The organism is Ignavibacteriales bacterium (genome assembly GCA_015709675.1).
In the GTDB taxonomy this organism is placed as follows: Bacteria; Bacteroidota; Ignavibacteria; order Ignavibacteriales; family Ignavibacteriaceae; genus H2-BAC3.
This window is the reverse complement of record CP054182.1, coordinates 3209734-3228542: the sequence shown is the minus strand read 5'-3', so window position 1 is coordinate 3228542 and position 18809 is coordinate 3209734. Positions and strand designations below refer to the sequence as shown.

Genomic DNA, 18809 nt, shown 5'->3' with positions numbered 1-18809 from the left:
TAATGAAATCATCAAATCAGGGCTCTTCAGATAACTTCGGTTTCCATGATGAGGAACGTTTAAAGAAGCGTTTCGACCGTTACCGTGAAATCATCGAAGCCGGACAGGTTGTTCTCATGAAGGATGATCTGGAAGAGTTGTTGGATGAATGCCTTGAGACGGCACATTTCACCCGCGCGCTTTTTATCGCGAATAACCTTCTTTCCACATTCAGATATGATTCTGAGTTATGGTTTAAGAGAAGTATTGCGCAGGGGCACCGGGGAAACAGAACAGGACAGATTGCATCTTTGAACAGGGTTCTTACACTGAACCCTGTTCATGTTGAAGCGCTTGTTGAGCGTGCCCGCATCTATCTGCATGATCAGAAGTATGACCATGCAAAAAGGATGCTTCTGAAGGCTTACAGAATCAACTCTCTGGATGATTATGTTCTCGCCGGCATTGGTTACTATTACCGTAAACTTAAATTCCCAGAAAAAGCCGCTGTCTATTACCGGAAAGCAATTCAGATGCATCCGGATAATATTGAGCTGTACGAAGACCTTGCCCACTGCTACGAAGATATGAAAAAAAGCGGCAAGTCCGTTGCAGTATATAAATCATATACGGTGAAATATCCTGATGATGAATACGGCTGGTATCTGCTCGGGCTTAATCAGCACCGTCATGAGAGATACAACAGCGCGGTGAAATCATTTCTCCGTTCACTTGAAATCTATCCCGGTTATCAGGATGCAGCAATATCACTGGCGCATACTTATACTGAGATGGGGGATTATGTAAACGCGTATCTTTCATACAGAAGAGTGCCGGAAGATCCTGATTTCCCGGAAGAGATACCGCTTAATCTGATTAACTTATATCTTGATCAGGAAAAGTACCGTGCCGCGTTAAGTGAAACAGAGCACCTGCTTAAAATAATGCCGGAAAGTCTGAGAGCAAGAATGCTCAAAGCCTACTGCCTGCACAAATCAGGTGAAAAGGATAAAGCCCTACATTATTTTGCCGCATCAGTACGGACAGTGTTTGAAAAACCATTTTCACTCAGGAAGAGGGAACTACACTCTGCTCCGGAAGAGAGTTTTATAAAGTTTACCCGTTCTGACGGTAAGTTCAAAGATTATCATCTTCTTGAAAGTGATTTTCTTCTCATTCTTTTTCTCGGTTACAGAAAAAGAGGAAACCGTAAAAGGGCCTGGGCTTGTTACCGGACACTAAAGGAGCGGTCACGTTTTAAAGCGGATTCATTTTTTTATCTCGCTCAGATTGAAATTCTTCTCGGTAATTTTAAGCGGGGAGTGAACTATCTTCGTAAGTATGAAACAAAAGTAAAAGGGGAACCTGATAATATCATCCGTGAAAGATATCCTGATCTTTGGTTCTCATGGTTTTACGGACTTGCGGTAAGAGATGAGGAATAGTTTTCCGCAGTAACACCGTTATTTATGAAAAACGCACTGCACACGCACACAGAACTTCTTGGTCTTATCGGTCACCCGATAAAACACACTTTTTCCCCCATGATGCACAATGTTGCATCCCAGCTGCTTGATCTTGATTATCTTTATCTCCCGTTTGATATATCACACGCGGATCTGAGTGAAGGTATTGCCGGTCTTAAAGTGCTCGGATTTAAAGGCTTTAACGTAACGGTACCCCACAAAGAAGCAATATTTTCTCTGCTGGACACGGTTTCAGAGGAAGCGGTAATTATCGGCGCGGTAAACTGTGTGGTGAATGACGGAGGAACTCTGCACGGATATAACACCGATGCGTTCGGGGTTCATTACGTACTTGATACCTATCGTGAAGAGATTACCGGAAGTCCGGTCATGATTTTCGGCGCGGGCGGAGCAAGCCGTTCTGCCGTATATACACTTATCCGTCATTACCGTCCTTCGGTTATTCATATCGTAAACAGAACGATTCAGCGTGCAGAGCAGATTGCGCTTCACTTTAAGCAGCAGATGCATTATGACGGAATTGTCGCGCATGAACAGGAACCGGTTACCACTGATAATATCATGAAAAGCTGCAAACTGATCATCAATACCACAACGCTGGGAATGACCCCGCTGACGGAAGATTCACCGGTGAGCAGTGCGGCAGGGTTTACTGATAATCAGATCGTGTTTGATATGGTATATAATCCGGTGAATACGCAATTTCTGCAGATGGCCGAAAGTCAGGGAGCAATTACGGTAGGCGGAATTAAAATGCTGGTTGCCCAGGGAGCAAAATCATTTGAGCTCTGGACGGGGAAACAGATGCCGGTAAATGAGATTTACGATACGCTGTTAAAATATCTTAATCCCTGATAAGAGAATTTTAAACGTTATCATCCACGGTATGATGGCGGTGTTTTCTTTCTTTTACCCCCAGTCGCGTAGTACTTCTTTGGGTCCCTGTTCTCTGCAATGTCCGTTATCTCCATGATTGAGCCCCGTACCTTCACTCAGAACGTGTCCTCTACTTTGCTGCGCCCTTTGCAGCCGCAGTCTTCTGAATCATGTTAACACTTCTCAGCATCATCATTCTCACTGCTTTTAACTGCTGTTGCTCCGGGTATAGAATCTGATTCGCCGGTCTCCTCCTCATCGCTGCTTTCTTCCGCTGAACAGACGTCACATGAACAGATATCATAAATTTCATCGTAACCGTAATCAATGGTCAGTTCTTCACCCGGATTTATGTCTCTTGCAGCCACAAGAAGCAAGTTGCCATTTGCATCCGCGTCAACATAGCAGTTCGGATCGCAGTTATGATTGATGTATTTAATATCATCAGTATGTTTAACGTCAACATATTCATCCCCGTTCCAGAAGATATATACATTGTCCTCTTCATTTTCACGGCGTTCACATTCATCACCGGAGATGATTTCCCCCTCTATTTTCATGATGATTTCGTCTTCTAATACTGATGCAGCACAATAAAGACCTTTCCCTTCAATGGGTGATTCCTGCACAAAAAGGTGACGGTGGTAGTGTTTCATGGACTATTGTCCGGCGGTTGGTATAAAAATCAGGCGAATTACCTTATCTATGACTGAATCATCATAAACGGGGAAAGAGAAGCGGTTATTTTCATTCATGAGAGAGAGATCGTAGCTGAACCTTGCTACCTCAACATTGGCAGCATTGTAATAGACAACCGCTTTAAGATTATAGCACTTTTCGAGCACATTGACCTGATAAAGTGATTTAGATCTCATAATCTTGCCTTTTATGCCGTCTATGGTAATAAGGGGCTGATGGAGTTCTAAAACCCAGACATCAAATACCGGTGAGGAAATAGTATCTGTCTGTGACTGGTCTATCCAGACTTTTTGAGATTCTGTAATTATCAGCGGTTTCCATTTGTGATTCTCCTTTTGAGGGAATAAATTTGAAACCGTAACAAACAGAAACAAGCAAAGCATTACTTTAACCATCGAACAGGAAACTCTCCGATTGAGAAAACATACAAATAAAACGCAAAAGATAATCAGAAGCCTCCAATTAATCATCGTCTTAATCACCCTCCTTGGGGTAAAAACGAACGGACAAATTATTGTATCACAGTCTGCAATGAATTTCGGCAAAGTGCAGATAAAGTCGGTAAGCGCAAGAAATGTGCAGATTAAAAATATGTCCATGCTGCCGGTTTCCGTTAGTCTGAATTTTGGAAAGGGCTCAGGATTTTCTGTATCTCAGGAGGAGTTCTTTTTGGGTATTTATGATTCAGTGCAGGTGTTGGTCACGTTTAGTCCGGCACAAAATATAAGCTACCGTAATACACTTTTTATAACCACTGCTGAGACGGGGCTATCAGTACCGGTCACTCTTCGGGGTGAGGGGGGTGCGCTTTCTCAGTATGATGCTGCAACATTTGATAAATGGGATAATGCACTTAAAACCGCTCTAAACGGACTGGTGATTAATCATACGTCGCTTGGCTATAACACCGGTCGGGACAGGATGTATGAAAATATTGATAAACAGCCCGGTGATACCATAGAGTGTGTTTATACCGGAATTAAAATTCAGGCAGCCACTCGTACCATCGCGCAGAATCAGGGTTTTGATACCGAGCATACCTGGCCTCAGGGTACTTTCAGTCAGGCAGAACCGATGCGCTCAGATATTTTTCACCTCTACCCGACAAACAGTTCGGCAAATAACACAAGAGGCAATTATCCATTTGGTAAAGTGGTTTCAGGTATAAACTGGCAGGTGGGCGGTAGCAAAAGGGGACTCGATTACCGTAATGTGATTGTATTTGAACCCCGTGATGTTCATAAAGGGGATGCAGCACGGGCAATGTTTTACTTCATCACACGATATCAGAATTACCAGAATTATATGGATACGGTGCAGGAAAATGTTCTCAAGGAGTGGAGCAAGTTCGATACGGTATCGGCAACGGAAGCAGCAAGAAATACGAAAATTGCATCGTATCAGGGGAAACGTAATCCGCTGATAGATCACCCTGAGTTTATTGACCGGATTGCATCATTCGTTAATACATCGCTTACCACACCTCAGAAACCGGCTGCGCTGCTTTCCGCTGACAGTCTGCATCTGCGTTATGAATGGGTTGGAGAACAGGGAGACAGTTCAACTCTGTGGCTTTACCTTGCGAATGTTTCAAGAGGCTCGCTTACATACCAGACAAGTTCACTTAACTCTGAAGTATTCCGGGTTTATACAAACGATAATACGGTCGGATTCGGTGAAGTGGATTCTCTTCTTATTGTGTTCGCTCCTGCCGTACAGGGTTATTATCAGACGGAACTGCTTATTTCCACAAATGATGGTATTTTCAGAGTACCGGTAAGGGGAACTGCTGTATCGGGAAGTGCCGCAGAACCCGGACTGAATGCCGGGAAAGATTTCAAAATAATCGGCAGCTACCCGAATCCATTTAACGGAAGTGCCGCGCTCAGGTACCATATATATACAGCCGGCGAGGTAACAGCAAAACTCTATACCCTGAACGGTGAGAAGGTGAAAGATCTCTTTGCGGGAGAGATGACGGCAGGGGAGCACACTCTGCGGATAGAAATGTCAGGTATGCCGAGCGGTATTTATTTTGTCAGACTGCAGAGCGGGCAGAAGTCAGAATCGCTCCCAATCCACTATATGAAATGATTTTCAGAACACTTTTCCTCTTTGTATTCGTAATGCAGATTAACAGCCAGGATATTTCCAGACTCCGTTCCCTTGTTGAGGATGAATTCAGAACTCATAAAGGTGTGTTTGCCCTTTCCTATCTGAATATATCTGAACCGGGGGATAAACTTTCAGTGAACGGAGATACCATTTTCCATGCTGCAAGTACCATGAAAACCCCTGTTATGGTGCAGGTTATGAGGGATGTCTCAGAAGGAAGGCTCTCTCTTGAAGATACCCTCCTGCTTAAGAATGAGTTCAAGAGCATTGTTGACGGCAGTATTTACCGCATGGATATAGATGAGGACAGCGGGGAGGGACTGTATAAATTTCTCGGGCAGTATAAAACCATCCGTGAACTGGTTTTTGAAATGATTACCGTTTCATCAAATCTTGCGACGAATATTCTTATTGACAGGATTGATGCAAAGCGGGTAATGGCAACTCTTTCCGAACTGGATGTTGAGGGAGTAACGGTGCTGAGAGGTGTTGAGGATATTCCGGCTTTCCGTGCGGGTCTTAATAATACAGTAACTGCTGACGGTCTGGCGGCGCTCTTTACGCAGATATATATCAGGAAATACCCCGATGAGGTGTTATTCACGGAGATGTTATCCGTGCTGAAGCAGCAGAAGTTCAGGGACCAGATTCCCAGATTCCTGCCTGATAATGTTTTAGTCGCTCACAAGACAGGATCAATTACCGGAGTTACTCATGACTCAGGTCTTGTCTTCCTACCTGATGGAAGAGTGTATGCTCTGGTATTGCTAGGGAAGAACATTGAAAATATCAGCAGTGCTAAAGAGATGTACGGCAGAATTTCAGAATTAGTATATAAACATATCACCGCAAAATAAAAAAAGCGGCTCATCAGGAGCCGCTTTTTTTTGTCAAATCAGCGAGGATCAGTCTCCGAAACAGATACCCAGATCTCTCGCGGTCAGAATGATGTCAGAATCCTTTCTCACTAATTTCATTTTATTCGAAATTTCATCCAGAGGGACATAATTCACTTTGGGTGGTGCCAGAGCAACCATCACTCCATTCTGTCCTTCAACGAGCGCGCGGACTGCCGCAGCGCCGAATCTGAGAGAGAGAAGCCGGTCGAATGTTGTCGGGCTTCCTCCGCGAAGGAGATGACCGAGGATTACCGTTCTAATTTCATTTTCAACAAGGGGTTTGAGCTGAGCAGCAATTCGCTCCGCGGCGCCTCCAAGCCGTTCAGCTTTCCCTGCCTCTTTTTCAAGCACGGAAACTGATCCGCCTGCCGGTACAGCTCCTTCAGCAACAACTACTATTGCATAGTTTTTATCAGTTGTCCTGAATTTATTGTTGAGGTGTTCCGCCACCTTATTAATATCATAAGGGATTTCTGGTATCAGAATAACATCCGCAGAGCCGGAGATACCCGACTCAAGCCCGATCCAACCGGCGTATCTTCCCATTACTTCAACCACAAGAATTCTGCTGTGAGATTTAGCGGTCGAGTGAAGTCGGTCAATACATTCAGTTGAGAAAGAAAGGGCAGTGTCAAAACCGAAGGTGATGACGGTTTTATCAAGGTCATTATCAATGGTTTTTGGAACACCTACCACCCGCAGGCCTTTCTTAGCAAAAACATTTGCCATGCTAAGTGAGCCGTCTCCGCCAATTGCAATGAGTGCATCAATATTGTTTCGTTTGAAGGCGGCCATAATTTCGTCAGAGCGGTCAACCTCCACGATGGTGCCGTTTGCAGCTTTCATAGGGAAGCGGAGCGGGTTCCCTCTGTTCGTGGTTCCGAGGATGGTACCGCCGAGTCCGGTAATATCGGCAACAACATCATAGGTCAGATTGATCAGTCCGCCTTCCGGAAACTTTTCAGGAAGGAATAAACCATTATAGCCTTCTTTGATGCCTACTACTTCCCACCCCTTATTCAGAGCAGAAATTGTAGCAGCTTTAATAACAGCGTTAAGGCCAGGGGCATCGCCGCCGCCGGTGTTTATGGCAATCTTTTTAATGGGAGCGTTAGTAGTCATAATCGTCTTTTCGTTAACAGGAATAATACAAAAATTCAGCCATGAAAATATATGAGGTCAGGGAGCCTCTTACAAACAGGATAAGAGAAAAAAAGAAGGGGCAAGTCAGATACTGAGAAAAAAACCCGTTTCCGCAGGGTAAAGCCGCGGAAACGGGAATTAAAACTATTTGGGGGACTGGAATAGTCCGATTTTATTGCCATGGGGGTCTTCAATGAGAGCATACCATCCGTAAACGGGGATAGTTGACTTTGACTTAAAAACTCTGCCTCCTGCCATTTCCGCAAGATCGCAATACTTTTCAACTTCGTCCACATGGATATGGAATACCGTGGTGTTTCCTGATACCACAGATTCCACACTTCTGAGACCGATGGTCATTCCCTTATGAGTGTTAAAGAGCATATATCCCTTTCCGAACTCGCGGAACTCCCAATCGAATACTTTTTTATAAAATGCTGAAGAAACAGAAAAATCCGGGCTGGGAATTTCAACATGCCCGATTACCTGATTTGACATTGGCAACCTAAAAAATTTTGTAAAGTATATAAAATTACAATAAAAGATGCGTAGAACAAAAGCCCAAACCTATTGGTTTTCTTTAATTCTTTCCTGCATTTGAGCAAAGGGGAGCATCAGAAGAAACACCACACCGGCAAAAATAAAGGAGGCCCTCACACTGAACAATGAAGCAATGACACCGGAAAGCAGGGGAGCGAGCATATTCCCCAGAGTCTGAGCGCTTGATGCAATACCCATAAGCCCTCCTTTCTTTTCAGGAGGGGAGGAATGACTTATCCCTGTGAAAAGCGCGGGGAGAATCACGCCGTAACCGAGGCCAAGAAGTATCCGGACGGGTATCAATAGATAAACCGAAGTCACAAAGAAATGAGCGATATACATGGTACCGGTCAGGATAGTCCCGACAAAGAGCACCTGCCGGGAGCCATGAGTGTCAATTCTTTTTCCGAACCAGAAGGAAGAGAAAGCGGAAAAAATGCCAATCAGACTATACAGCGCGCCGGTTGTTCCAGGTAGTGTCTTACTGTCCGAGACCATTGTTTCGATAAAAAAAACGAATAACGGCCGTATGAATGCCACGCCAAAAGAGGCAAGAAATATCAGCGTGAGCAGAAGCATAAGCGACCGGGAGGTGAGAGCAAACTTCCAGTAATCAAGGTACTTGAAACGGGGTGTTTTGGGCGGTACCCGCACTTCCTCTTTCAAAGTGTAATAGAGCACAATCGCCATCATGAAACTGATGATGGCACTTGCAACAAAGACCGACCGGAATCCAATAATGACTGAAAGAAAACCGCCGATGACCGGACCGAAAATATTTCCTGAAGTATTGGCTGACTGAAAGGCTCCGAGTGCATATCCCTGTTTTTCCTCTGGAGTATTGGAGGCAATCAGGGTCATGGCAGAGGGATAGAAGCCGCTTAATGCGCCCTGAAGGATGCGGAAGAAAAAAAGCTGCTCAACTGATTGAGCGTACGCCATAAGAATCTGAGCAATGCCCAGACCGATAACAGCACGGATCACCATGATCCGCATTCCGTATTTATCCCCAACGGCACCCCAGAAAGGAGTGATGAAAATTGTTACGAAAAAAGGCGCTGCGAATACCAGACCGCTCCAGGTAACCGCTTCCTGCTGGTTCTGCACACCCAACTCCCTGATGAACAGGGGGAGGAAAGGAACAACTGCACTAAGCCCGACCATCGCAAAAAACTGCGTCAGCCATAACGTGGTGAGGTTGCGCCTCCAGGTTTCCCTCACCGGCACCCCTGCAGTGGTTTTGCTGAGATTCTGATTTTCATATCTGCCAAAATACATAATATCCCGCTTCCGTTTGTTCTTGTAAAATATCACGATATTCCATAAGTTTATATACTAATTATCGTTCTAATTAACTCCTGGAATCAATTTAACAGATTGGAATAACAAATGGATTCAGCAAAATTAACTCTCAATGGCAAGGATTATACCCTGCCGGTGCTGGTCGGAAGCGAACAGGAAGTTGCAATAGATATAACACAGCTCAGAGCGCAGTCAGGTGCTATCACCCTGGATGACGGTTACGGTAACACCGGCTCCTGCAAAAGCGCTATCACCTTTATTGACGGTGACAAGGGAATCCTCCGCTACAGAGGGTATCCTATTGAAGAACTGGCTAATAAATCTTCATTCATTGAAGTTGCATACCTTCTGATTTATGGCGAACTCCCTGGCAAAGAACAGCTTGATCAGTTCAAGCATGAACTTACCCATCACAGCCTTCTGCCGGAAGACATGAAAAAAATGTTCGAGGGCTTTACCACCACGGCGCACCCGATGGGCGTGCTCTCCTCAATGGTGGCATCCCTGTCAACATTTTATCCGGAGACGGATTATAAACAGGAAGCAAACCTCAATATCATCCGCCTCATCTCCAAAATCAAAACCATCGCAGCTTTCTCCTACAAAAAATCCCTCGGCCAGCCTTATATATACCCAAGAAATGATCTGAGCTACACTGGTGATCTTCTGCACATGATGTTCGCCGTGCCCTCAGAAAAATATGAAATTTCGCCGGTAATTGAGGATGCCCTTGACAAGCTGCTTATTCTGCATGCAGATCATGAACAGAATTGCAGCACCTCAACTGTCCGTATGGCTGGAAGTTCGCATGCTAATGTGTATGCAACCATTTCCGCGGGCGTGGCAGCTTTGTGGGGACCGTTGCACGGCGGCGCCAATCAGGAAGTGATCGAAATGCTTGATCATATTGCCGCTGATAATATGGATTATAAGAAATATATTTCCCTGGCAAAAGACAAGAACAGCGGCTTTAAGCTGATGGGCTTCGGACACAGGGTATATAAAAACTTTGATCCGCGCGCCCAGATTCTTAAAGGTGCAAGCGACCGCGTTCTTCATGAACTCGGCATCAATGATCCGCTGCTTGAGGTTGCCAAAAATCTTGAAAGAGTTGCTCTTGAAGATTCTTACTTTGTTGAAAGAAAGCTCTACCCGAATGTTGATTTCTACAGCGGAATCATTTATAAAGCACTCGGCATTCCGACCAATATGTTCACCGTGATGTTTGCAATCGGCCGTTTACCCGGCTGGCTGGCTCACTGGAAAGAACTGCGTGATAATCCGGCACTCAGGATTTACCGTCCGCGCCAGGTTTACACCGGTCACACAAATCGGGAATATGTCCCGGTTGAGAAGAGATAATTACTCTTGATTAAAGAGAGGCGGCTAATAACCGCCTCTTTTGTTTTCTCCTGTCCCTTAAGAAATTCTGTTTTGCTTTCATCATCTGTCAAACAATAAGTAATTTGATCCCGAATTCAGAGTAATGGCTGACAATCATCGCGCGTATAATATCTGGAAAGAAATGAACCTGAAGGTAAGAATTCTCCTTGCTGTTTCAGTATTCCTGATCTTTTCCACACTGGGGCCGCTGAGCATTTTGATGGATGATCCCCTCAAGCATATATCAATAATGCACGTGCTGATTGTTACCATTAGCTCAGGGGGAATTTCCGGCAGTATCATTCTTTTTGCGAGGAAAAAACTGCTCCTCATCCTGATGACCGCTTTGTTTATGGCAGGTAATATCTATGCACTGGATATCGAACAGTATTTTTCCGGTAAAACGGATGCAAAAATGTTCAAGGAACAGGAGCAGCATATCCTGCTGAACAGAAAAGAGTATCAGGAAGTAAAAAATGAAAGAATGCTTCTTGGCACTTTTTCCGTGGTTCTTCTTGCTTTAGGGTACACTATGTTCATTGTGACACTGCAGAGAGAGGGAAAACAGAGAGTACGGCTTGAAACGGAGTTTCAGGTAGCAAGGAAAATTCAGGAGTCGCTGAATCCCGGCAAAGGAATGGTTTCGGGGAGAACTGAGGTATTCGGAATCGCAATGCCGGCGCAGGAAGTCGGAGGTGATTTCTTTGATTATCTGGACTGCGGTGACGGCAATATCTTTGTTCTGGCGGCTGATGTATCAGGACACGGTATCGGCTCCGGAATTATTGCCGCAATGACAAAAAGTGCATTTTACGCAAACAGGGATTTGCTTGATAATCCTGCAGAATTATTCAGCAAAATGAACAGAACGCTTCAGCAGATTACACAGAAATCTCATTTTGTTACAGCCGCCGGTATATATATCAATCCGGCATCATCATCCGCCAAAGTGATCACCGGCGGGCATCATCCGGTTCTTCATTACCGTATTGCAGAAAAAACTGCAGCAAGTTACCGGACACAGAATCTGGCTCTTGGGATGCAGAGGGATTTCAATTATGTGCATGAGTCCATATCATTTGAACAGGGAGATTATTTCCTTCTCTATACTGACGGCATCATTGAGGCAAGAAACAAGGAGGGGCAGGAGTTTGGACTGGCGAGGCTAAGGACCTCATTCAGTGATTACTCGGGTAATCCTCCCGAGATTATCTGCAATGCCATTAAATCAGATTTACACCGGTTCACCGGGCGTGATGTGTTTGATGATGACATTACGCTGATCTGTGTTAAAACATAAAGGGCGGCTGATTTTTATCAGCCGCACCTTTATTAATCAGAGAGTTACTTCTTTTCAGGCTCAATAAGTTTTGTTCCGTCTTCAGAAAGCTTAGCCGCATATTTTTCTGGGTTATTGCTGAATTTTTTAATGCAGCCTTTGCAGCAGAATCCATAAACTTTGCCGTTATAGGTAACGGTTTTTACTTCAGGGTCCACTTCATCTCCCATAACCGGGCAAACGGTGTTAAAGATTTTGGTGGAATCAGTTTCCTCCTTTTTTACTTCAGGATTTTCGCTCTTCACAGTAACACTGTCATTTTTATGTGTGTTATGATTGTGATTTGAGTGATCCTGGGCAAAAGCGATGCTGCCGGCAAGGATGAAAAATACGAACAGAAACATGAAAGAACGCATAGGTTTTTCCTTTTTTTTTGGTTTTAGATTATTTGATGGATTAATTCAAAAATAGTTTTAGTCTTCATAGATACCCAGATAGGTTTTTCCGTCTGCGGATACATTCTGGCTATATTTTGCTGGGTCAGCCATAAACTTTTTATCACAACCGGGGCAGCAGAACCCCCAGATCTTGCCTTTGTATTTTACCTTTGGGCTGTTTTTGGCAACTTCGTCACCGAGCAAAGGACATACCTTGTTGAAGGGAACGTCGTCCGTCTTTCCAAGAAAAATTGCTTTTTCATCACCGTTTTTATCCGGGGCTGATGATACAGTTTTCGTCTCTGTTTTTGGTTCCGGTATCTGAGTCAGATCTTCAACGGAGGTAAAATTCCTCAGACGTGATTCAGAATCAAGCAGGTAAACCCCGTTTATAACAATCCGGTCTCCTTTTGAAAGCCCCGAAACAACAGAATAGAACTGGCCGGACCTCTGACCAAGAATAACCTTCCGCGGCTTAAAAGTTTCTTCTCCAGTCTGCAGCCAGACAATATCCTCATTTCCGGTTCTGACCACGGCATTCACGGGAACAGTGATTCCTGTTTTTTCTGATGCGGTAAACTTCACGGTGACGAAATCATTTGCTCTTAGTGAGCCGGTATTACTGAGAATAACCCTGACTTTTACCGATCTGCTTGCATTATCCATAACAGGTGAAATAAAAGAAACTCTGGCACGGGCAGTATATCCGTTTGATTCATTTTTTACTTCCGCGGCTGTGCCCTCTCTGATATAAGCAAGAGCATCAGAATACACATCCGCGACCGCCCAGACTGATGACAAGTCAGCTACCTTATAGAGGCGGGTGCCTTCACTGAAGTACTCTCCCTCACTTATATATTTTTCAAGTATGACACCTTTATAAGGAGACATGACATTAAAAATATCTGATGCTCCGTTTTTCAAGGCTGAAATCTGTTCGGTTGTCATTCCTTTGAGCAGCAGGCGAGTTTCCAGTGATTTTATTATTTCCGCGTTTGCGGTACCAGAATTACGCACAGATCGGTATTCCGCAAATATTCTGCTCATCTCATCACTGTAACTGGTGAACAAAACTGAACCGGAATTAAGCATCAGGCCGGTGCTTGAGGCTTTCATAGATTCGACTCTCCCTGAGAAGCGGGCCGATACAATGCGAATATTTTCTTCAGGAATTTCAATCTTGCCTGAGAAACTGAGAGCAGGGGATATACTTCCCTCAGAAACTTCAGCGGTTATGATATTTGATTTAATGATATCGTCTTTAGATAATCTGAAATCTCCTGAAAGCATCTCTTCCGCCCCTTTGGTGTCTGATGTAAGAACCAGATCCATGTGACAGATGGGGCATGCACCTGGCCGGTCAGAGGTAACCTCCGGATGCATCGGGCAGTAATAAGAAGATGCGGTATTGTTAGCAGGCTCATCTCCTCCGCATCCGGCGAAAAGTGATAGCAGTATTAACGGTAAAATAATTCTTAAAAGTTTCATAACTGTCCCTCCTGAGACAATTTATCAATATCGGTGAAAAGTATATACCTCGCTCTTAAAGAAAGCAGTTTCTTTATGAGAGAGAGGAGCTCCATTTCGTTCATGATATACATTTTTTCTTCACGCAGAACGGCATTAAGATCGGCCTGTCCGCTGCTGAAGAGGGACTCAAGGAGACCGATGTTCTGCCTGAGCAGGGGAAGAACTTCATTTTTATATTTTTTAATAATTTCTGCTGTGGTGAGATACTCCTCACGGAGCGAAACGGACTCTCTTTCGATCATCCTTTTCATGTTTTCTCTTTCAAGCACAGCAGCGCTCTTAAGCAGATGTTTTTCATCCACACTGTGTTTCACTCTGGCAGAATAGCCGGGCAGAAAGGGGAGTGTAAGACTGAAGCGGAGACCATACATGTACTCAGTTTCTCCCTTACCCAGATCATGAATCATGTCAGGGTCTGTCTTGGTGGTCAGCGGCATACCCAATGGCATCCGCATGAACATGAGTTCAGCCATGAGATCAGGATATATTTCACGGCTTAGGGCATCTTTTTCCGCTTCTATCATTTCCTCCATTGCGTGCATGACGGATATCTGAGGATTACCATGAATTTGCATCACAGTTTCAAGTGAAGAAAGAGTATCAGATGGCAGAATTGAAGGTGTTATTCCGCTCAGCAGTGAATCGGATATACCCATCTGGCCGAGCAGCATCAGCTCCATTGACCTTCTTTCAGAAATCATCTTATTCAGATTTACCTCAGCAACCGCGGACTCAGAACGGAGTGAAATCAGTTCCGCGGTCCGTGAACCGGATGAAGATTGAGCGCTGAACAGATTAATGAGTTTTGTTATCAGATGATGATAGCGTCTTTGCAGTTCAATCTCCTGATCCATGATCCACAGATTATAATAGGAACCGGCGATTTGAGAAGCTAATCTGGCCTTATACTCCTTTTTCTGTGCTTCAATAATCGGAATACTTTTCAATTCCGCGTTCCGCATGCTCCCCAGTTTACCTCCGGTCATAATCATCTGGCTGACGGATATTTCCTGTGAATAGGCTTCAGTGACAGGATTACCGCCGGGCCATGGAATCTGATTGATGGTGAACATCATCTGCGGATCAGGATATATGCCTGCAGTTCCGGCTTTTGATTCTGCTGCCTGTGCCCTGAAATCGAAGGATTTTACGGCATCATTGTGACGGAATGTGAGAGTCAGCAGTTCTGGCAGTGTCTGAGCATAGACGTGCAAAGCCGGTAAAAGCAATATGAACAATAACTTACGCATGTTCGTTCTCATCTCCTTCCTGACTGTGCATTTTTGAAATTGTCAGTTTGTCCTTCTTTAGCAAATATTCCTTCATCATAATGAAGATTACCGGAGTAACAATCAGCACATGCACTGCTGATGTAAACAAGCCTCCTATCATCGGGGCGGTCAGGGGTTTCATCACATCAGCTCCGGTACCGGTTGCCCACATAATAGGAACAAGCCCTATCATGCTGGTAAATACTGTCATGAGCTTCGGGCGAAGCCGGAGTACGGAACCTTCCACGGCAGCTTCATATATATCAGATTTTGTAACGGCTCTCCCTTCCTTTCTGGCTGCCTTAATTCTCTTATCAAGCGCTTCGTGCAGGTAGACTACCATTACCACACCCGTTTCTACCGCTATTCCATAGAGAGCGATAAAGCCGACCCAGACAGCAACGGAGAAGTTATAGTCGAGCAGATAAATCATGAAAATACCTCCGATAAGGGCAAAGGGGACTGAAAGCATTACGACAAATGCCTCCTTGAAATCCCGCAGTGTTATATAAAGGAGCATAAAAATAACAACCAGTACGAGGGGAACGATATACTGAAGCCGTTTTTGCGCGTTCATCTTGTTTTCATACTGTCCGCCCCATTCATAAGTATATCCCGGGGGCAGTTTTAGCCCGGCAGAGATAACTTCGTCCGCATCCTCTACCGTGCTTCCAAGGTCGCGGCCGCTGACGTTTGTATATACAATAGAGCGCAAAAATCCGTTTTCACTATTGATCATAGATGCTCCCGGAACAATTGAAATTTCGGCTATGGATGAAAGAGTAACCCACTGAGAAGATGCACCGGAATTAAGCAAAGATGATGCATCTGATCCGGTTTCCTGCACATTCTTTGCCTGAGGGACTGAAGAACCGCCACTCATGCCGTTCATCCCTCCCATGGGTGCTGAGGCTGCTGAAACAGCTGCGCCTTGCGGCTGCAAAGAAGCAGTGCCGCCAACTGAGACAGGAATGAGCAGATTCCTTAAAGCATCTATATCATCCCGAGATGCAGGGGAATATCTTACGTTTACCGGGAATCGTTCTCTCCCGTTTATTACCTCAGAGATTTTTTCTCCTCCGATCAGGGATTCGATTATAAAGTTAAGTTCACCTGATGTTAAGCCATACCTAGCTGCTTCGGGTTTGAGTTTGATATCAACATATAGCCCGCCCAGATTTCTCTCAGCAAATGGCTGGCTGATTCCTTCAACGTTTTTGAGGAGGTTCTCTGCTTTAACAGCATAAAAATCCAGCGTATCAGGATTTGTGCCGTAGATCTTGAGACCCAGATCGGAACGTACTCCGGTTGAAAGCATATTTATCCTGTTTATAATGGGCTGAGTCCAGCCATTTCTGACGCCGGGCATTCTCAGTTTTGCGTCAAGTTCATTTATGATATCGTTCTTCGTGAGTCCGGGTCTCCACTGATCATGGGGTTTGAGGATGATGATGGTCTCAATCATGCTAAGGGGAGCATTGTCAGTTGCTGTTTCTCCCCGGCCTGCTTTACCAAGAACAGTTGACACCTCCGGTACCGATTTAATGATTTTATCCTGCAAGGTGAGTATTCTTTTTGCCTCGGTGATTGATACGTTGGGGAGTGTTACAGGCATAAATAGAAGTGAGCCTTCATCAAGTGAGGGCATAAATTCCGAGCCGGTATTCATATATACCGGAACGGCAGCAAGCAGGGCGATGATATTAACTGCCAGTACGGTCTTCCGGTACTTAAGCGCGAATCTGATAACCGGCTGATAAAGCTTCATAAAAAATCCGGTTACCGGATTTTCTGACTCAGACCGGAATTTACCCCTCATCAGGAAGGTCATCATCACCGGAATCAGAGAGATGGAAATGACCGCTGAACTTAGCATGACAAAAGATTTTGTAAACGCCAGCGGTGTAAAGAGTTTTCCTTCCTGTCCGGTAAGCAAGAACACCGGTACAAATGAGATGAAGATCATCAGTTCGGAGAAAAAGATTGCCCTGCCAACCTGTTTGGCTGAATTAACGGAAATCTCTTTATAATCCTGATCAGATAGCACTCCCTTTTCTTTTATCTTGGCAGCAATATTTCGGTAGGCATTTTCCACCATCACGATAGAAGAGTCAACAATAACTCCTATAGCAATGATAATACCGCCAAGGCTCATAATGTTGGTCGTGATGTCAAATATATACATCAGAATAAAGGAAAGAATGACAGCCACCGGAATCTCGATCAGAATTCTGACGATACTTCTGAAATGGAGGAGGAATATGGCAACCATAAGAGAGACCGTTATAGCGGCTTCAAGCAGCGCACGCTCCAGGGTGGAAACAGCAGCAACAATCAGTTCGCTGCGGTCATAATCTATATGAATGGAAACGCCTTCGGGCAGTCCGGGCGTAATCTCCTCCATTTTTTCTTTGACCCGGTCAATTACCTCTTTTGCGTTTTCACCATTTTGCATGACGATGATACCGCCGGTAACCTCCCCCTCACCATCAGCATCCAGCAGCCCGCGCCGAAGTTCGGTGCCAAAGCTGACATCTGCAATATCTTTAACATATACTGCTCTTCCTCCGGGGAGTGTGGTGACCACAACGTTCGCTATGTCATCAAGGCTGGTGAAATAACCTTTGCCACGGACGTAGTATTCAGTATCAGTCATTTCCAGAATCCGGCCACCTGCCTCACTGTTGCTTTTCCTGAGTGCATCAGTGACTAACGCCGGAGCTATACCAAAATAGGAAAGTTTTTCAGGATTCAGGATAATCTGGTACTGCTTTACGAATCCTCCGATACTTGCTACTTCTGCGACGCCGGGAACGGATGAAAGCCGCAGTTTAACAAACCAGTCCTGCAGTGAACGAAGTTCTGCCAGGTCGTGTTTTTCGCTCCGCAGCGTGTACCAGAGAATGTGCCCAACACCGGTTCCGTCCGGACCGAGCACAGGTTTTGCTCCCTGGGGGAGGGAGGATTGGATAGATGAAAGTTTTTCGAGAACCTGAGATCTTGCCCGCTTTAAATCAACATCTTCTTCAAATATGACAAAGATGAATGACATTCCGAACATGGAGCTTCCTCTGATATCTTTTACGTCAGAGAGCCCCTGCAATGCTGAAACAAGAGGGAATGTGAGCTGGTTCTCAACAATTTCGGCTGACCGCCCCATCCATTCTGTATATACAATTACCTGATTTTCAGAAAGATCAGGAATGGCGTCAATATTCAGATTGTAAAGAGAATACAATCCGGCTGCCGTCAGAAGTATATAAAGGATGATGACCAGGAAACGGTTTTTAGCCGACCAGTCAATAATTTTTTCAATCATGATGAATCTACTTAAGTTAATAAAATAACGGAGAAGAGCCTGAATTAATAAGGCCTTCTCAGAATTACATTAATCCTTGGAGATTCTCAGATCAGAAGAATATTATGAAATAAGTAGATGGGAATTCCCCGGTCCGGGGGAGAAGTATCAGAATCACAGGAACTGTAGGAAAGAATTACCTTGCCAGGGATTTCGCTCAGCAGAGCAACAGCAGAAAGTTCAGAAGTGAGAAAATTCTTCTGTGAAACTGCGATCTGATTATCAAGATTGGAATCAGTAATTTCTGTTGAACAGCATTCCAGTAAGGAAGATTCAAACTTTTCCTTAACTGGTGACTCTCCTGACTCAGAGCAGCAGGTAATTTCTTCCGGTTCGGAGCACATTGCGCACTCCTGAAGACTAAACGATTCCTCCATCGCACAGTAATGTGCAAGTACCGGAATATTGAGTACTCCGGTCAGATAGATTGTTAAAATGGCAAATCGTAAGACTTTCATATCGCAAACATACAGAAAAAATTTCTAAATCTCAAAACGGGGGGAGTTTTACC

General features: G+C 44.6%; 16 protein-coding genes. 6 read left to right on the top strand and 10 right to left on the bottom strand.

Going from position 1 to position 18809, the window contains the following annotated elements:
• The first annotated feature begins 2 nt into the window (after positions 1–2).
• Together HRU80_12550 and HRU80_12545 are read left to right on the top strand one after the other, a co-directional pair.
• Entirely contained in the window at positions 3–1424 is a 1422-nt protein-coding gene (locus HRU80_12550) for a tetratricopeptide repeat protein (protein ID QOJ29659.1), read from the top strand.
• Positions 1425–1448: 24 nt separating this feature from the next.
• Positions 1449–2321: a shikimate dehydrogenase gene (locus HRU80_12545; GenBank protein QOJ29658.1), complete on the top strand. Its 873-nt coding sequence runs from the start codon at positions 1449–1451 to the stop codon at positions 2319–2321.
• 194 nt (positions 2322–2515) lie between these two features.
• On the opposite strand, the gene HRU80_12540 is transcribed toward HRU80_12545, so the two are convergent.
• Both HRU80_12540 and HRU80_12535 read right to left on the bottom strand, forming a co-directional pair.
• Positions 2516–2998: an SET domain-containing protein gene (locus HRU80_12540; protein QOJ29657.1), complete on the bottom strand. Its 483-nt coding sequence runs from the start codon at positions 2996–2998 to the stop codon at positions 2516–2518.
• 3 nt (positions 2999–3001) lie between these two features.
• Positions 3002–3415, bottom strand: coding sequence for a hypothetical protein (locus HRU80_12535; protein QOJ29656.1), 414 nt, complete (start codon positions 3413–3415; stop codon positions 3002–3004).
• Positions 3416–3455: 40 nt separating this feature from the next.
• On the opposite strand from HRU80_12535, the gene HRU80_12530 reads away from it, so the two are divergent.
• Both HRU80_12530 and HRU80_12525 read left to right on the top strand, forming a co-directional pair.
• Positions 3456–5135 (top strand): endonuclease, encoded by a 1680-nt coding sequence (locus HRU80_12530; GenBank protein QOJ29655.1) that lies wholly within the window; start codon positions 3456–3458, stop codon positions 5133–5135.
• The gene (locus HRU80_12525) at positions 5132–6013 is read left to right on the top strand and encodes a serine hydrolase (GenBank protein QOJ29654.1); all 882 of its coding nucleotides are present in this window, start codon (positions 5132–5134) and stop codon (positions 6011–6013) included. Before HRU80_12530 ends, HRU80_12525 begins: the two co-directional genes overlap by 4 nt.
• A gap of 48 nt (positions 6014–6061) precedes the next feature.
• On the opposite strand, the gene HRU80_12520 is transcribed toward HRU80_12525, so the two are convergent.
• The 3 genes from HRU80_12520 to HRU80_12510 form a co-directional block, all read right to left on the bottom strand.
• On the bottom strand, positions 6062–7177 hold the full coding sequence (locus tag HRU80_12520; GenBank protein QOJ29653.1) for an ATP-dependent 6-phosphofructokinase: 1116 nt from the start codon (positions 7175–7177) through the stop codon (positions 6062–6064).
• Between the two features lie 165 nt (positions 7178–7342).
• Positions 7343–7696, bottom strand: a complete 354-nt coding sequence (locus tag HRU80_12515; protein ID QOJ29652.1) for a VOC family protein — start codon at positions 7694–7696, stop codon at positions 7343–7345.
• Between the two features lie 69 nt (positions 7697–7765).
• Positions 7766–9052: an MFS transporter gene (locus HRU80_12510; protein QOJ29651.1), complete on the bottom strand. Its 1287-nt coding sequence runs from the start codon at positions 9050–9052 to the stop codon at positions 7766–7768.
• Positions 9053–9127: 75 nt separating this feature from the next.
• Between HRU80_12510 and HRU80_12505 the strand changes: the two genes are divergently transcribed.
• Both HRU80_12505 and HRU80_12500 read left to right on the top strand, forming a co-directional pair.
• Positions 9128–10402, top strand: coding sequence for a citrate synthase (locus HRU80_12505; GenBank protein ID QOJ29650.1), 1275 nt, complete (start codon positions 9128–9130; stop codon positions 10400–10402).
• Positions 10403–10526: 124 nt separating this feature from the next.
• On the top strand, positions 10527–11723 hold the full coding sequence (locus HRU80_12500; protein ID QOJ29649.1) for a PP2C family protein-serine/threonine phosphatase: 1197 nt from the start codon (positions 10527–10529) through the stop codon (positions 11721–11723).
• Between the two features lie 44 nt (positions 11724–11767).
• Here the strand turns inward: HRU80_12500 and HRU80_12495 are convergent, their stop codons facing one another.
• The 5 genes from HRU80_12495 to HRU80_12475 all read right to left on the bottom strand — a co-directional run bounded on the left by HRU80_12495 (position 11768) and on the right by HRU80_12475 (position 18756).
• Positions 11768–11932, bottom strand: coding sequence for a YHS domain-containing protein (locus HRU80_12495; protein QOJ30547.1), 165 nt, complete (start codon positions 11930–11932; stop codon positions 11768–11770).
• Between the two features lie 243 nt (positions 11933–12175).
• Complete coding sequence (locus HRU80_12490) at positions 12176–13627, bottom strand: efflux RND transporter periplasmic adaptor subunit (GenBank protein QOJ29648.1); 1452 nt, start codon at positions 13625–13627, stop codon at positions 12176–12178.
• A complete protein-coding gene (locus tag HRU80_12485; GenBank protein QOJ29647.1) occupies positions 13624–14919 on the bottom strand; it encodes a TolC family protein in 1296 nt (431 codons plus the stop codon). The genes HRU80_12490 and HRU80_12485 overlap by 4 nt, the downstream gene beginning before the upstream one ends.
• Positions 14912–18259: an efflux RND transporter permease subunit gene (locus tag HRU80_12480; GenBank protein ID QOJ29646.1), complete on the bottom strand. Its 3348-nt coding sequence runs from the start codon at positions 18257–18259 to the stop codon at positions 14912–14914. The genes HRU80_12485 and HRU80_12480 overlap by 8 nt, the downstream gene beginning before the upstream one ends.
• Positions 18260–18345: 86 nt before the next feature.
• The gene (locus HRU80_12475) at positions 18346–18756 is read right to left on the bottom strand and encodes a hypothetical protein (GenBank protein QOJ29645.1); all 411 of its coding nucleotides are present in this window, start codon (positions 18754–18756) and stop codon (positions 18346–18348) included.
• Between the last annotated feature and the right edge of the window lie 53 nt (positions 18757–18809).

What these genes read in the sequence shown, in the direction of transcription:
- HRU80_12550 (QOJ29659.1), top strand. Translation starts at nt 3, where the DNA reads ATGAAATCATCAAATCAGGGCTCTTCAGATAACTTCGGTTTCCATGAT.
- HRU80_12545 (QOJ29658.1), top strand. Translation starts at nt 1,449, where the DNA reads ATGAAAAACGCACTGCACACGCACACAGAACTTCTTGGTCTTATCGGT.
- HRU80_12540 (QOJ29657.1), bottom strand. Translation starts at nt 2,998, where the DNA reads ATGAAACACTACCACCGTCACCTTTTTGTGCAGGAATCACCCATTGAA.
- HRU80_12525 (QOJ29654.1), top strand. Translation starts at nt 5,132, where the DNA reads ATGATTTTCAGAACACTTTTCCTCTTTGTATTCGTAATGCAGATTAAC.
- HRU80_12520 (QOJ29653.1), bottom strand. Translation starts at nt 7,177, where the DNA reads ATGACTACTAACGCTCCCATTAAAAAGATTGCCATAAACACCGGCGGC.
- HRU80_12515 (QOJ29652.1), bottom strand. Translation starts at nt 7,696, where the DNA reads ATGTCAAATCAGGTAATCGGGCATGTTGAAATTCCCAGCCCGGATTTT.
- HRU80_12505 (QOJ29650.1), top strand. Translation starts at nt 9,128, where the DNA reads ATGGATTCAGCAAAATTAACTCTCAATGGCAAGGATTATACCCTGCCG.
- HRU80_12500 (QOJ29649.1), top strand. Translation starts at nt 10,527, where the DNA reads ATGGCTGACAATCATCGCGCGTATAATATCTGGAAAGAAATGAACCTG.
- HRU80_12495 (QOJ30547.1), bottom strand. Translation starts at nt 11,932, where the DNA reads ATGGGAGATGAAGTGGACCCTGAAGTAAAAACCGTTACCTATAACGGC.
- HRU80_12490 (QOJ29648.1), bottom strand. Translation starts at nt 13,627, where the DNA reads ATGAAACTTTTAAGAATTATTTTACCGTTAATACTGCTATCACTTTTC.
- HRU80_12485 (QOJ29647.1), bottom strand. Translation starts at nt 14,919, where the DNA reads ATGCGTAAGTTATTGTTCATATTGCTTTTACCGGCTTTGCACGTCTAT.
- HRU80_12480 (QOJ29646.1), bottom strand. Translation starts at nt 18,259, where the DNA reads ATGATTGAAAAAATTATTGACTGGTCGGCTAAAAACCGTTTCCTGGTC.
- HRU80_12475 (QOJ29645.1), bottom strand. Translation starts at nt 18,756, where the DNA reads ATGAAAGTCTTACGATTTGCCATTTTAACAATCTATCTGACCGGAGTA.